The organism is Nostoc sp. FACHB-190, assembly GCF_014696905.1.
In the GTDB taxonomy this organism is placed as follows: Bacteria; Cyanobacteriota; Cyanobacteriia; order Cyanobacteriales; family Nostocaceae; genus Nostoc_B.
The window spans coordinates 1-16,124 of sequence record NZ_JACJQW010000050.1 but is presented as its reverse complement, the minus strand read 5'-3'; the positions used below and the strand labels follow the sequence as shown (position 1 = coordinate 16,124).

At 35.2% G+C, this 16,124-nt stretch carries 12 protein-coding genes; 11 read left to right on the top strand and 1 reads right to left on the bottom strand.

The features are described from left to right. The first annotated feature begins 14 nt into the window (after positions 1-14). From H6G28_RS31720 to H6G28_RS31680, 9 genes are all read left to right on the top strand, one after another. Positions 15-416: a trypco2 family protein gene (locus H6G28_RS31720; protein WP_190676880.1), complete on the top strand. Its 402-nt coding sequence runs from the start codon at positions 15-17 to the stop codon at positions 414-416. 259 nt (positions 417-675) lie between these two features. After that, a complete protein-coding gene (locus H6G28_RS31715) occupies positions 676-2,196 on the top strand; it encodes a CHAT domain-containing protein (RefSeq protein ID WP_190676878.1) in 1,521 nt (506 codons plus the stop codon). Then, entirely contained in the window at positions 2,193-3,686 is a 1,494-nt protein-coding gene (locus H6G28_RS31710) for a VMAP-C domain-containing protein (RefSeq protein ID WP_190676876.1), read from the top strand. The genes H6G28_RS31715 and H6G28_RS31710 overlap by 4 nt, the downstream gene beginning before the upstream one ends. Positions 3,687-3,689: 3 nt before the next feature. Next, positions 3,690-4,754 carry an AAA family ATPase gene (locus H6G28_RS31705; protein ID WP_190676874.1) on the top strand — a complete coding sequence of 355 codons (1,065 nt, stop codon included), beginning with the start codon at positions 3,690-3,692 and terminating at the stop codon, positions 4,752-4,754. Further along, the gene (locus tag H6G28_RS37140) at positions 4,747-7,473 is read left to right on the top strand and encodes a formylglycine-generating enzyme family protein (RefSeq protein WP_190676872.1); all 2,727 of its coding nucleotides are present in this window, start codon (positions 4,747-4,749) and stop codon (positions 7,471-7,473) included. The genes H6G28_RS31705 and H6G28_RS37140 overlap by 8 nt, the downstream gene beginning before the upstream one ends. Positions 7,474-7,688: 215 nt before the next feature. Next, a complete protein-coding gene (gene avd, locus H6G28_RS31695) occupies positions 7,689-8,030 on the top strand; it encodes a diversity-generating retroelement protein Avd (protein WP_190676871.1) in 342 nt (113 codons plus the stop codon). 204 nt (positions 8,031-8,234) lie between these two features. Beyond that, the gene (locus H6G28_RS31690; RefSeq protein ID WP_190676869.1) at positions 8,235-9,302 is read left to right on the top strand and encodes an RNA-directed DNA polymerase; all 1,068 of its coding nucleotides are present in this window, start codon (positions 8,235-8,237) and stop codon (positions 9,300-9,302) included. A 190-nt stretch (positions 9,303-9,492) separates the two neighbouring features. Then, positions 9,493-9,642: a hypothetical protein gene (locus tag H6G28_RS31685; protein WP_190676867.1), complete on the top strand. Its 150-nt coding sequence runs from the start codon at positions 9,493-9,495 to the stop codon at positions 9,640-9,642. A 534-nt stretch (positions 9,643-10,176) separates the two neighbouring features. Then, positions 10,177-11,004, top strand: coding sequence for a formylglycine-generating enzyme family protein (locus tag H6G28_RS31680; RefSeq protein ID WP_190676865.1), 828 nt, complete (start codon positions 10,177-10,179; stop codon positions 11,002-11,004). Positions 11,005-11,598: 594 nt separating this feature from the next. Here H6G28_RS31680 and H6G28_RS31675 read toward each other — a convergent pair. Continuing rightward, positions 11,599-14,121, bottom strand: a complete 2,523-nt coding sequence (locus tag H6G28_RS31675; RefSeq protein WP_190676863.1) for a hypothetical protein — start codon at positions 14,119-14,121, stop codon at positions 11,599-11,601. A 762-nt stretch (positions 14,122-14,883) separates the two neighbouring features. Here H6G28_RS31675 and H6G28_RS31670 point away from each other — a divergent pair. Further along, the gene (locus H6G28_RS31670) at positions 14,884-15,111 is read left to right on the top strand and encodes a hypothetical protein (protein ID WP_190676861.1); all 228 of its coding nucleotides are present in this window, start codon (positions 14,884-14,886) and stop codon (positions 15,109-15,111) included. Between the two features lie 7 nt (positions 15,112-15,118). After that, a complete protein-coding gene (locus H6G28_RS31665; RefSeq protein WP_190676859.1) occupies positions 15,119-16,072 on the top strand; it encodes a hypothetical protein in 954 nt (317 codons plus the stop codon). The last annotated feature ends 52 nt before the right edge of the window (positions 16,073-16,124 follow it).

Here is a 16,124-nt window from a genome sequence, read left to right as displayed (position 1 = left end):
TTTGGAGCTTTATTATGCCACAAACTAACGATGGAATTGGTTTAAGCGAACTAATTGACAAAGTTAAACAAGAGTTAAGCAAAACTAACAAAGATAATCCTGTGTTCCTGGTGGAAAATGTCGAATTAGAACTGCAAGTATCAGTTTCTAAAGAAATTGAGATTAAAGGTCAAGGTGAAGCCAAAGCTGAACTCAAAATTAATGTTCTAGGTGCTGATTTCTTGAAACTAGGTGAAGCTAAAGGAAGTGCAGAAGCTACTAGAAAAGTTAATCAAGAAAATATTCATACTATCAGAATTAATTTAACTCCAGCTATTCTTAACGATAATTTAATGAATAATTTGCCGGATAATATTGCGAAAAAAGTTAAAGACAATCCTCTTCCTTTGCTTCAAGGTGATGACGAACCAATTTAATTAGACAAAAGGTGTAATCAAATATTAAGACTATAGGAAATACTTTACCCAAATTATTACAACAGTCGGGTATTAGTAGGTCGGTGTTAAAAATTGTCGTTATGGCAAGGCAGGAGGGAAGAGGTTCTCAAGCCGATTTACTTTTCGTTACATAGTTCGGTTTATTTGCACTGCTCTACTTTAAAAGCCTTGTCTGTTTAAAAATAAAATAGAACTGTTATAGGAATTTGACAAAAAAATCTTATAAATATTTATAAAAATGTCAACACTCAAATTAACCTTAACCGCTATAGATAATAAAAAATTTAATATCTATGCAGATGATTACGGACTAGAAGAATCTGAATTACCTTTTGCTAATAATTCAGAAAACTCACAATTTTATGCCATTATTAATGCCTTAAATAATACTTCTGATGAGTATTCACATAAAACTAATGATGACATAAAAAATTGGATGATAGAGGAACGTTTCTTAAAGCAAAACGGTAATCAGCTTCATGAGCAGATGCGCGAAAATATCGGAAGGAAACTTTATACAGCTTTGTTTCCAAAAACAATTGAAAAAGCACTGCATCAAAACTGCAAAAGCGGTGAAGATTTACACATTCAAATTAAATATGATTTCCGAGAGATTGGTAAATCTAATTTATCAATGTATCCTTGGAATTTGGTACATGATGGTATTGACTTTTTAGCGAAAAGACAAATTACTTTTTCTTATCGTATAGACTATCCAGACACCCCAAAGCCAGGAAAACGTCAAATTGACAAACTCAAAGTTTTAGTCATCTCGTCTCAGGCATTTGAAAACAATCAAGGTCAACTCCAAAACCAAGAACCAGTAATTAGTAATAGCTTAAAAAAAGCCCAAGATGAGGGACGCGCCTGTTTATTATCTTGGTATGAACCACAAAGACAAAGGCCAACTTTTAAAGTATTACGAGAATATTTCACTGATCATTACAAAGAAGCTGATAAACTCCCCGATATCATTCATTTTAACGGTCATGGAGTTTTCCAAGATAAGTTAGGATTTCTTTTATTTGAAGATGAACAGGGTCAACCAGATTATATCAGTGCTGAAGAATTTGCAGATTTAATAGAAATTTGTAACCCTAAACCACAAGTAATAGTTATCACTGCTTGTAAAGCTGCCTTAGCTCATAAAAGTGATTCTGTTTTTAATGGAGTCGCCCAAAAACTACTACAACAAGTACCAGCAGTTGTAGCCACACCATTTAGTATTAGTCAAGAGAGTACAACAGATTTTATAGACCAAATTTATCGAGTTTTAGGTAATGGTAGGTCTTCTTTATTGGAAGCAGTAAAATTTGCTTCTAAAGCTATGAAACATAAGGAATATGAGTGGTATCGTCTGGTGCTTTTCTTACGCCATAATGGTGATGAAGATGGATATTTATTTGAGGTTCAGGAAACACCACAACAGCTATTTAATCAAAATAATAGAGAATTAGAAGCGTCAGATATAGAAACCCTAAAAGATTTAGTAAAACGTTGTAGAATAATTACAAGCAATAGAATAGTTCGAGAAAATTTCTGCCAATATATTGGAATAGAAATAGATGATATTTCTCCAGATAGTGTAGCTGGTTTAGGTGATAATCTATTTATAGAGACACTATTAAATTATTTACAAAAAACAGATAATAAATCAGCATTTTATAAAATATGTGTAAAAATTAAACCTCATTTTGAATCTTCGGTAAAACTTACAAATAAACTGCAAATTATTAAAAGTAAAGTTATGCAAACATGAGCAAATTTGAGATAGAAACGTCAGATATAGAGATATTAAAAAGTTTACTAAAGTCTCGTCAAACAATTACAAGTAATAGAATAGTTCGGGAAAATTTTTGTCAATCTATTGGAATCAAAATAGATGATATTTCCCCAGATAGTGTAGCTTTTTTAAGTGATGATTCATTTATAGAGACACTATTAAATTATTTACAAAGAACAGATAATAAATCAGCACTTTATAAATTATGTGTAAATATTGAAAATTTTGATCAATTATCAAAATTTGCATATCAATTATCAAATATAAAACGTAAATTACGGCTATCAGCAATTTTAACTATACTTCAATTAAACGATTTTGACAATTTATTTGAGAAGTGTAATTCTGCTTATCAACAATGTTTGTTTCATAAAAATATAAACATTGACATTCCCAATAAATTAGAACTAAATCTGAGTAAAATTAGTGAAATTTTAGAAAAATTAAATAATCATTATGATGATTATAATAATAATTTCTCTTTACTAGATTGCTTTATAGTTTATTTAAAATTGCATATTGATAATGAATTTCCTGAAGTCAAGAGATTGATTGAGAGATGGATTGATATTTATCTACCTAATTTGTTTGATTTGCTAAATCTCATAAAACTAAAAAATGCAGAATCACAGCAAAGAATAAGTAATTCTCAACCTTGTCTGCTTCTTGTTGTTTTTGAAAGAAATGAGGGGTTGAGAGCAAAAGCGTGGGTTATTAATGATATTAGAGAATATAACATAAATCAAATAAATGATTGTCAGCCATTAAATGAACAAGAATTACCAGTGGAATTACAAACTTTTCCTATAATTTTTAGGGATATATACTTAAATAGTCTAGAATATTGTAAAAATAGAAATCTCAATAATATTCAAAAAATTAAAGTTTTTTTACCCTATAAATTGATTGATTGTGAAATTAATCCTATAGATAAGTTAACAATTAAGGAAGAATATCCTAGATTTATCACTCCTGATACTTTTGGGAAAGAGTACGAAATAATCTTAGAATTTTCAGAACGTTTGGGAATTAATCATGAGGTGGTAAAATGGGAGAAAAAACGTAACAATTTTATTTCATGTAAGTTGGTTCAAGATATTTTTATAACAGAAAAACTAGACAACGTAAAACTAAAACAATTGTATAAGAAATTGGATTCAGATTCAGTATTTGGATTCAGATTCATTAATACAATTGACATAAAAATCGTAATGGAAATATTATTTTATTCTGGTATTCCTTTTGCGTTATGGGTCAGAAAAGAAATTCCAGAAGTGAATCTTCAGGAAGAGTTAGATAATATATGTCAATCAGGTTGTTTAGAAAGCTTATCAAGCATCATCAAAGAGAAACGTTGTGAAGCTTGGCAAGAAGAGGATAACGATAATCATATAGGAAATCATTTATCATTAATGTTTGATACTGCTAATTTACGTCCACTACCTAAACAATTATCAATGCCTTAAATTATGAACAATACTAATCAAGACTGGAAAATATTTAAAGGTAAAAATACCGAACCCCACGATAATATCATTGATTTACCACAGCCACCTAGTTGGCGGCCTTTTGGTGAAGATAGTAAACCAGGGGAAAATAGACGAAAAACACGGGGAGAAACCTTTCAAGTTAGAGATGAAGAAATTGAAATGGTCAATGCTGCTCTGTATTTAAGAAGACCATTATTGATAACTGGTAAACCTGGTACGGGAAAATCCTCTCTTGCTTATGCTGTCGCTAGGGAACTCAAGTTAGGAGAGGTGCTTTATTGGCCTATTACTACTCGCACGACTTTGAAAGATGGACTTTACAGTTATGATGCTATATCTAGACTGCAAGAAGCCCAACAACAAAAACAACAGAATTTTTCGGAGTTATCAGAGGAACAACAAAAAGCCCAACTAAAAATTATTGAAAAATATATTACTTTAGGCCCACTAGGAACAGCTTTTTTACCTTCTGATAGACCACGTATTTTATTAATTGACGAAATAGATAAAAGTGATATAGATTTACCTAATGATTTATTGGGTATCTTTGAAGAAGGGCGGTTTGAAATTCCTGAACTAGATAGAATTAAGGAAGAAGTACCAAAAGTTAATGTCCGTACAGCCTATAGCGATGAAACAGAAGATACAACTAAAGGACATATTAAGACAGCAATTACAGATGGGCGTGTTACCTGTACACATTTCCCTTTTGTGATTTTAACCAGTAATGGTGAACGGGATTTTCCTGCACCGTTTTTACGTCGTTGTTTGCGTTTAACAATGAAACCACCAAGCAAGGAGGATTTAATAAAAATCGTCATGGCTCATTTAAATAAAGAAACTGCTGAAAACTCAGATGTAGACAGCTTAATTGATGATTTTATCAATAAACGAAAAACGGAAACATTAGCAACAGACCAATTATTAAACTCAATTTTTATGGTAACAAAAGGGCGGATTTCTAGTAAAGATATTTTAATTAGTAAGCTACTGAAAGATTTAGGGGGAGTGGAAGATTTAGAGGCAATAGTAGAAGATGAATAATGAAGCTTCACATTCAATGATTGTACGCTTCATAGACAGATTAGATGAGGTGAAGTTACTGCGTGATTTATCATTGGATGATGAAGATATTGCTGATATTATCTGGTTAGCTTTGCAAATGGGAGTTGTTGAGCAACCAGAATCTTCAAATAGGGAAGGTTCTGTAATATTTGAAGATATACAAAAATTACTTCCTGACTCTAATTCTTCTCAATCAAAAACAGAAGTGTTGGATGTTTTTTTAGATGATTCTCCAAGAAGCGGTACACAAAAACGAGAAGGAGATCAAAAACAAGAAACAATTCCACCATCAGGTTTTCCCTTTCCTGTACCCGCAGCACCAGCTATTCAAAATTCTTTAGAAATTGGTCGCGCAATGCGTCCTCTTAAGCGCAAAGTACCTTCCACAACTAAATTTATTTTAGATGAAGAAGCAACTGTTAACCGCATTATTGAACGTGATATTTGGCAACCTGTTACTAAACCAGAACCGGAAAGATGGCTTAATTTAGAATTAATAGTGGAAGAATCACGTTCCTCTTTTATTTGGCAAGAATTGATAGATGATTTTCAACAAATTCTGGAAAATCAAGGCGCATTTAGAAGTATAAGAGTTTGGACTATTAAATCAGAAAATCATCAAAACCAAGATTCTAATTTAATTCTCATTCGGCGCAGAAGAAGAGGTAAACTAGAACAACGTCAACATCTTCACCGGGAATTAATTCACCCTGATAATCGGGGTTTAATTTTACTTGTCAGTGATTGTGTATCTCCTTTGTGGCAAAATGCAACTCTAAATCAATGGTTAAAAGATTGGTCAGAATCTCAACCAACTGCCATTGTCCAGTTATTTCCTGAAAGATTGTGGGATAGTACCCAGTTATCATTGGGTCGGAAATTGTTTGCTAGGGCATTAAATCCAGGGGGGGATAATCATAAATTAATTTTAGATGATTTACCGTTTTGGTTGCCGATTAATAGGGATGACGCTTTAGTTTTACCTGTTCTTAATTTAGAACCGCAAATATTAAAACTTTGGGCGCGTGTAGTTGCAGGTTTTGGAAATGCGCGAATTTCTACTTATTTATTTGATTTGGAATTTATTAAACTACCAGAAAATCAAAGGCAAGTAAGAAATGATAATAAATCGCCAGTAGAAATATCTCCACAATCACAAACAAGTGGTAATCAAAATAAGTCTCTAGAAAAACAATCTCCAGAAGTAGAAGCAGAACAGGCCAAAAGAATTGTTAAACGTTTTTTAGCTACAGCATCACCAATTGCCCAAAGATTAGCAGGAATGATGGCTGCTGCACCTGTTGATATTTCTGTAGTAAATCTGATTAGAAAAACCTGTTTAAAGGAAGCCCAACCTGTTCATGTAGCAGAAGTCTATATGGGTGGATTACTCCGAGTTACCCAGGAAGATACAGAAGGAAAATCTAGAGTTTATGATTTTATTCCCGGTGTGCGAAAGGTACTCAATCAGGCAATGGCAATTAATGAAACAGAAAATATTTTAGATGAGATTTCTAAATATATTGGTGAGAGAATTGATAGACCAATTCGTAGCTTTATGGCATTGATAGGCTCATTACGCGAAATTGAATATGACCAGCAGGAGAAGGTGCTGCCATTTGCACAAATAGCGGTAGATGTGTTTCAAAATATTGGTGGTGAATATGCTGAATTAGCAAATTTAATATCTGCCAATATTCAACCAGTTATTCCTCCAGTAACGCCACAAGTATCTGTGGAACCAGAGTTGAAAATCTGTGATTTTGAAGTTGCTACTATTGAAATTATCAAATTTACTTCTTTTAAATTTGTGGTAGCGACTTTAGAACGGGAGTCAGAAAGTCGTAGATGGTATGAATTATGGTTACAGAATAAACAAAGATGGGTGGTGAAGCGTCAAGAAAAACAAGCTATTGGTGTGGTTGAAAAATTAGGTGAAGGGGTGAATTTAGAACTCATGGAAATACCTGGGGGGACATTTCTGATGGGTTCGCCAGAAAGTGAGCAAGGAAGATTTGAGAGTGAATCACCGCAACATGAAGTGAGTGTGCCGAAGTTTTACATGGGGCGTTATCCAATAACGCAAGGACAGTGGCGGGTAGTAGCAGAATGGGAAAAGATAGATATCGAATTAAAGCCAGATCCATCGAGGTTTAAAGAAGATTATCAGGGAAGAGAGAGATGGACAAGACCAGTGGAAAGAGTGAGATGGGAAGAAGCGAAAGAATTTTGTAAAAGATTAAGCAGAAAAACAGGGAGGGAATATCGATTACCGACAGAAGCAGAATGGGAATATGGGTGTAGAGCAGGAACAACAACACCATTTCATTTTGGGGAAACAATCACAGCAGAAATAGCTAATTACAATGGTGAAGATGTTTATGAAGATGGAGTGAAAGGGGAATATAGAAAACAAACAACACCGGTGGGATATTTTCAAGTAGCGAATAATTTCGGGTTATATGATATGCACGGAAACGTGTGGGAATGGTGCGAGGATGATTGGCATAATAGCTATAAAGGCGCACCGAATGATGGTAGTGCATGGATAGTAAGTGGTACAAGTAATACAAAAGTGTGTCGTGGCGGTTCTTGGGACACCGATACTAGGAACTGTCGTTGTGCTTCTCGCTACAACAACGACGCCGACTTCAGCTATGGTTTTCGAGTTGTGCGTGTTCCCCCCAGGACTGAGTAGCACTTTACACTCTTGCCCTCTTGCCCTCTCGCGCTTTGCGCGATCCAAATTTTTGTCAATTTTTAGCTAATACAAAAATACTATACAATTTATTGTTTAAGCAAAATAAAAGGGGTTATTGTGGTTGCGTTCTAAGACTATATTGTTATAATTCAGCCTTCGCAACCAAAGAGAGGACTATAATATACCTGATATAATTAGGAAACGCTATATTTATGAATGAACTACCAATTATCCAAAAAACTTACGATTTTATCAAATGGTATATTCCCATTTTAAATCGTCTTCCTCGTAACCACCGGTTTCTTTTAGGGGAGCGAATAATTAATAATTTATACGATTTTTTAGAAAAGTTAATTCAAGCGCGTTTTGCTAATAAAAGTGATAAAATAAATATTCTCAAATCACTCAATACCCAGCTAGATATTTTACGTTATCAAACCCGTTTATTATTTGATTTTGAATTGATTAAACCTCAACGTTATCAATATAGTAATCAGCAGCTTAATGATATTGGTATTGAATTGGGAGGATGGATTAAACAACAAGAAAAGTGAGGTGTTCTCTTTCTTAGCCTTGTTGTGCCAAAATAAATATTAAAAAATCACTAATTGATGAATATAGGTATTTCTAAAGGTTTCGATATTTTATTAATAACAAAAAATATAAATATTAATTAAACGCTAAAACTCTTGATAAATAAAGGGTTAAGATTTCTATCTAGTGACAGTGATAGAAGATAGTTAAAGTGAGGTTTGAGGATGAAGCGATATGGTAATCTTTGGCATCAGATTGTTGATTGGGAAAACTTACTCCTGGCGGCTCGTTATGCCCAAAGAGGAAAGCGGTTTCGGGATAATGTATTAGCATTTAACTATAACTTAGAACAAGAAATATTACAATTAGAATCTGAATTAAAACAAAAAAGTTATCATCCTGGGGCTTATCATACCTTTCAAATTTATGACCCCAAACCGCGTTTAATTTCGGCTGCACCCTATCGAGATAGAATAGTTCATCATGCCCTATGTAATATTATTATTCCTCTGATTGAACGTTCATTTATTCCCGATACCTACGCTAACCGTTTAGGCTATGGAACTCATCGGGCTTTAGAAAGATTTACGGATTTTGCTCGTTCTAGTCGCTATATTTTGCAGTGTGATTTACGTAAGTATTTCCCTAGTATTGACCACGAAATATTAAAAGAAATTATTCGTACTAAAATAAAATGTTCTGATACTTTATGGTTAATTGAATTAATTATTGATAATAGTAATTTACAAGAACCTGTGATTGAATATTTTCCAGGTGATGATTTACTGACTCCTATTCTTCGTCGTCATGGTTTACCTATTGGTAATTTAACAAGTCAATTTTTTGCTAACGTTTATCTTAATGGATTTGACCATTTTGTTAAAGAAAAATTGCACGCTAAGAAATACCTGCGTTATGTAGATGATTTTGCAATTTTTAGTGATGATTACCAATTTTTAGTAAACGCAAAAACTGCAATTGAGGATTATTTAGCGAAGCTACGCTTGAAGATTCATCCAATTAAAAGTCAATTATTTGAAACCTGCTATGGTGCAAACTTTGTTGGTTTTAGGGTGTTACCGCAGCGTGTTCGAGTGCGTAATGATAATCTTAGACGGGCGCGTTTACGACTCAAGAAACTACAAAAAGATTTTGCTCAAAGGAAAATTTCTCTAAATAAATTAATTCAACGCCTACAAAGCTGGGAATCTCATCTAAAACATGGAAATACTTATCGTTTACGACGCTCTATTTTTAATCATTACAGTTTTATACCCCATCCTCAAGGATGAGATATAGGAATCCTAAATCATTTCTGAAAAATTTTTAGTAGGGTCGTGTAGGCACTGTTCATTTCCTGTATATTTCAAAAATCAAATATTATTTTATAGTTCAGAAGCCTACTTTTTGTATATCCTAAAAATGGGGTAGGCATTGGAAAACGTGGCGGTTCTTGGAACAACAATACTAGGAACTGTCGTTGTGCTTCTCGCAACAACAACAACATCGACAACAACAACAATGGTTTTCGAGTTGTGCGTGTTCCCCCCAGCACTCTTCTGTGCCAGAACTGGCAGATGGGAATCTGTCGGGCGTGCCGAAGAAGAGTCCAGACCTACTCCAGTGATGTGAATAACATCCAAAAAGTACCCGAAGTTAGGTAGCTTAGTAAGCGCAGCTGAAACGTTATCTGACTTCATTCACATAATTAAGTTTTATAACTCACCGTTCGCGTAATCGATTCAGGAAATAAAGAATTAAGCCAAATGGCTAAAAGCTTTGTCATACATGAATGAAACGCATTAAGCATTGGGATATCTAGACTTTAAAGACTTGGACAATCAATACTGCGATCGCTCTCAACAAATCTAGATTTCTGACAATATGTTTTGTGGAAGCTGGTATGCAAGAGACTTATGCCCTGGTTTAAAATATCAAAGCTAGACATAGCAATACTTTCAAGCACTTTCGGGGAATTAATTATTTCCTATTTGGATTACGCGAACGGTGAGTTATAAGTTAATGAGCATTTAAGTTGCATAAAGCCAGGGCTAAAGCCCTTACTACAAGCGAATCAGTCTAGAAAAATTAATGGCGATTAGCTTACCCCGCTACAAAACTAGCAGCTTTTAAAAGTAGGGGATTGAAAATCCAGAAATTGTAAAAATGAATCAAATAATTATTCGGCGACAAAAAAAACAAGCACAGTATTATACCGAAGAATTAGGAAATGGTATTGGCTTAGATATGATGCTCATTCCTGGGGGGACATTTCTGATGGGTTCGCCAGAAAGTGAGCAAGGAAGATATGACGATGAATCACCGCAACATGAAGTGAGTGTGGGGAAATTTTACATGGGGCGTTATCCAATAACGCAAGGACAGTGGCGGGTAGTAGCAGAATGGGAAAAGATAGATATCGAATTAAAGGCAGATCCATCGAGGTTTGAAGAAGACTATGAGGGAAGAGAGAGATGGACAAGACCAGTGGAAAGTGTGAAATGGGAAGAAGCGAAAGAATTTTGTAAAAGATTAAGCAGAAAAACAGGGAGGGAATATCGATTACCGACAGAAGCAGAATGGGAATATGGGTGTAGAGCAGGAACAACAACACCATTTCATTTTGGGGAAACAATCACAGCAGAAATAGCTAATTACAATGGTGAAGATGTTTATGGAGATGGAGTGAAAGGGGAATATAGAAAACAAACAACACCGGTAGGATATTTTCAAGTAGCGAATAATTTCGGGTTATATGATATGCACGGAAACGTGTGGGAGTGGTGCGAGGATGATTGGCATGATAGCTATAAAGGCGCACCGAATGATGGTAGTGCATGGATAGCAAGTGGTACAAGTAATATAAAAGTACGTCGTGGCGGTTCTTGGGACCACGATACTGGGAGCTGTCGTTGTGCTTCTCGCAACATCGGCTTCATCGACGTCAACATCGATGGTTTTCGAGTTGTGCGTGTTCCCCCCAGGACTGAGTAGCACTTTACACTCTTGCCCTCTTGCCCTCTCGCGCTTTGCGCGATCCAAATTTTTTTGCATTTGTACAGTGACAAATTAAATGGCGTTAAGACAAATTCTTGTCATTGAGTTAAGCCTGACCACTTTAGGCTTGCAACCATTGGTATTGATACGGCTTGTAAGTTTTCTGTGCTAATTCTGAGTTTAATGTTAAGAAGTGCAAGCTTTACACCTCACCGTTCGCGTAATCGATTCAGGAAATAAAGAATTGAGCCAAATGACTAAAAGCTTTGTCATACATGAATGAAACGCATTAAGCATTGGGATATCTAGACTTTGAAGACTTGGACAATCAATACTGCGATCGCTCTCAACAAATCTAGATTTCTGACAATATGTTTTGTAAAAGCTGGTATGCAAGAGACTTATGCCCTAGTTTAAAATATCAAAGCTAGACATAGCAATACTTTCAAGCAATTTTCGGGAATTAATTATTTCCTATTTGGATTACGCGAACGGTGAGTTACACCATCAATCACATTAATTTGGCACAGCGACAAATAAAAAGTCACTGTACAAATTTTAATGTTAAATAATATAGGCAAGTGTATTAGCTTAGACTCGGCCAAGCCAATGTTTTTTTTCAATCAATTCTGCAATTGGATGTTTAGTTGTGGCTTTGGGATCAGTATCACGATGCCATTCTTGCCAAATACCTGCGGCAAGTTGAGAAAATTCACCTCCTACTTGATACCAACTAGGGTTATCTTCTCTACTCCAAAGTTTACATAGCAAATTTAAAACTTTCTCAGATGTGAGATTTTTCATGGGATTTAATTTATTTACGTTTGATTTAGTTAAGCTATTTTCTTCCCGAAAAACTCTACTAAGTCCTTCTTTGACGCTGAAATTACTCAGCTTTTCCGAACACCTATAAATATTAAAAAGTGCGTCACCAATACGTCTATTCAAACTTAAATATACAGCGCCCTTGAGTGCCTTTAAAAAAAACTCTAACGCATTGGTAGCATCATCTTGAATTAATAATAAATATTCTCCATCAAGCAAATAAATTTCTGAAAGCACGGCTTGACAAAAATTATGACTGTGACCAGCAGTTAAATCTGTTTTAGCAAGTTTATCAGCAAACTTAGATGCCTGTTTTGGTAAATTAGCTTCCCCCACTCTGATCCAAGCTCTGCCTGCAAATGCTAACCATCGAGAAGCTCGTTGCGCTAAACCAATACGTAATGCGTAGTGAGCTGCTCTGAGGAAATGTTCTGCGGCAACTGAAAGAGAGCTTTTGTCATCAGAAAGATAAAACTCTATGCGTGCAACATTCCCATACATTTCCGATAATGCTAGATACACATCCCAACCAGGATCTTTGTAACAATATCCTAGTTTAATTGCATCTCTAATTTGACTGTCCCATCTTTCTAATCCCAGCCAATGACTTCTTTTAGTTTTATCAAATAAGTTCGGCTCATGACCACAAGAAAGCTCGTACAGGTAAACTTCTGATTGAATGAGAGCTTGGATAGGAACAAGCTCTTGCTTGACTTTTTGGTCTTCATCAAGGACTTGGTTCATTTCTTGAATGAGCAGTTGGGCGTTACGGATGTTTCCTTGAAAATTGGATTGTCTTAGCTCTAAGCGTTTTGTCAGAAAATAACAACGATAAAAGTTTAGTCGGTATGAAAAGTAAATATCTTCTTTAGGAATTTTATTCAATTCTTCCCTGGCGGTATAAGCTATTTTCTTAATTTCAACAGTTTGGCACTCTTCATCAAGAAACTGAAATTTTTGAAAAGCTCTCCTAGCTCTTGTTAATCGCTTTCTCAAATCAGAGAGAGCTTTACAGGCTGAAGTATAGATTTGGAGATCCAGTTTGCCGGATGTACTTTGATCTGCTATCCATTGTTTAGCCGCATAGATGATCGCTTGCAGCATAGTAATCATTGAGTCGCGATCAACCCAAATTCCTTGATAGTGTGGTCTATTACCTAGAATTACTGTTGTTTCAACTAAAGAATCAATACTACTGTCTAGGGTTTTTGTTGATATGCTGACGTTTGCTATATGCTCTGCCAAGCCCATGTGTAAACTCAAAGCACCTATAGCATTCTCAACGATTGTATTGCCAGAAGTGTACATCCATTCAATCAGCTCATGAGATTCGCCATCATAACTAAAGCTACAAGTCACTAAGGCCATAATCACGGGAGTGAGGGAATCAAAAGATTTGGCTTGTGGTTGCATTGTTAAGTATGAACCTGGAGTTTTGAGAACACACTCTGCTTGATGACCTATTTGTACAAATTGAGCGTATAAATCACTATATTCCTCTTCTGCATGAACATATCGAGATAAAGTTTGAAACTCTGTCTTCTGCACTCTAATGTGAAGGTTGGGGAGATTTTTTAGCATTTGCTCTTTGATCGCAATGCTGATGAATAATCTGATAGCTTCTTGCTGGGTGAATTTGGTCTTACCTCCAGCTCTCAGCCGGTCTCTAGTCCGCTCTAGCTTGTCAATTACTTCTAGTCTCAGTTTTAAACCAAGTGTTGGGTGAGATTCCCAGAGATTATCAATCAGAGATGTTAAATAGTCCTTCTCTTGATATTTAAAATGTCCTTTGTTAGCAATTGCTATTTTGTTATTTGCGATCGCTAAAAACTCTTGAGTTGTAGGTACTAAATCTTCAACCTCTAGAAACTCAAGTAATGCAACTACTTGAGCAATTTGAAAAAACCTCTCTGGGCTGACCTTAATAATACTAGCGTTATTTGGTAAAAAACCAGCAGACTCTAATAGTTCGTCAGTACCAATCTCTCCCAATAATTCTCGTAATTCGTTAGCATGAGGATGAGATTCGATGTCTTGGGAATTTTTTTCACCCTCTGCTTTTAATTTTCTTTTCGATGGTTTACAGTTTTGCAGAGTTTTGCAAAGTTCTATTAAGCCTTCACGGTTAACTGGTAATCTTTTTTTTTCCTGATTGAGAAATTCAATCACAACTGGTCGGCTAACATTCATTCCTTTTGAGAGTTCTACCTGGGTTGCTCCCATTTTTTCTAGGAAGAAGTGAAGCATCTTCCTGAGTTCTGCTTGGTCTTCGATATTATCTCTACTCATACTCTTGATTCTAAAGTTAGTAACTGTCAATATAATTTACAGTAAACATCAATTATATTGAATATTTGTAATATATTATACATTAACTTCTCTAAATTATATCTTTTTACGACATGTCATTAAAAACAGGATTTTTTTAAATTCGCAATTCTTATATTGTATATATAGCTACAATTTACTACCAAACTCTTGCTTTATATTTACACATTGTTGGCTAATCAATTATGTCTTTTTTCTTCAGCAGTAGAAAGTTTTCTTAACACTGTGAAAAGAAAATAGCTAGGTTTAAACAAATCAAATTGAATTAATAGAAATTCAATGGGGGCTGAGTCAAGGCCAAGACAAAGTTGAGTGTTGTTGTGAGGATGTGAAGAATTGCCTGACTCCGTTACAAAACCTAGCCCTTTAAAATGCAGCATCATTTAATACGAGAGGTAAGACGGTTTCAGCGTTTGCCATTGGTAGCCCACAAAATTTAAGCTTTATTTTGCAAGTGATGGGAGCATAACTCTCACACATGCTTTTTTGGGCTGTATTGCCTTGTATGACAGTATTTGCAAACAATTAAGGTAAATATTTGTTTGCAAAACATCGATAGAAATAACCATGTCGATGCGGAAGCTTTGCATATCTATTGCTAATAGATACCGCTAATTAATTAAGACTTGGAAAGTCCAAAAGAAATCAATTTGTGGTGTGAATTAAGCTTTGTTCAATGACAAATAAATTGAGTCGTAACTAATCTGACTGGAGTTTATAGCCATGACACCAAAACAATATAGTTTTCTCTGGCAATTTATTGCTAAGTTCTTCAAATATTTTTTGTTAGCACTATTGGCTTTTGCAATTATCTGTATTTTATTCATTAGTTTTGGCGCTTTACATATTGTTGTAATGCTACTACCCTTTGCCGGAGATTGGTTTTCTAAGCTGGCAGTTATCTTGTTGTGTTTAATCACAATAATGGTCATTTTAGAATCTTGGCGTTAAATATCGCTTGACCCGAAACCCCAATGAAGTAAGTAAGCAGTTTTGGATTGCCTTCGTCCTTGATGTTGCTGTAGGTATCCTCTGCATTTTTCATCAAGGAGCGATCGCTTACCGCTACAACCTCCAACCTTTAGTAATTCATCACTCACAGGAAATGTGTATGCACAATTCTCAACAGTTACCAGAAGATTTCAAAGCATTTGAACAGCAAATTCTCCAGGCTGAAAATCAAATAGCCAAAGCTACAACTGAACTCTTTCGCTTAGAATTCATTCTCGATCGCATTTGCCATGAAATTCAAGACTCGCTAGGCTTCGATTTTGTCAATATATCTCTAGTCATACCTGCATCAAACACTATTGAAGCAGTACATGGAATTGGCATTGGTAAAAATTGGGTAAATCGAGCCAGACATTACCTTGAGGACGATCCAGAATTACGAGATATTCAAGCAGATATAGTTAAAGAATGCCACACTGAAATTATCGCTGGACACAATGAACGCTTTGATAGTTGGATTTTTGAAACATTTGACCATCATAATCTTGTCCGCATTTTTACGCCGATTATTCTGATGCGGGATGAAAGCGGCAAAACTCTAGAGGATTGGTTTGAACAGTATGATTGGCAAGAGAATTTCGTTCCCAATCATATTGGCACCGAAAAGCAACATACTATTATCACTATGAAGCCAATACCAGGTTATGCTCCACCTAAAGTAATTGGCTCTGTGGAAGCAGGTTATGAGAATTGTGACACCAAAATCACCCATCAACAAGCGATCGCATTAGCTAAACTCGTGGCTCAAAGATCGCTAGATATTCGCAAAGCACGTCTGCGTTACGTATTAGAAACGGTTGCTGAAAATGCTAGGCACATTTTAAGAGCTGACTTCACTACCAATACCGTAGCCAATTTACGAGGGTTCAACACCTGTAGAAACGGGATGAATACGTCCTAAAGAAGTAAGCTTGGCAAAAATCTGACTTAATAAAATAGGCTCAGGCATTTCA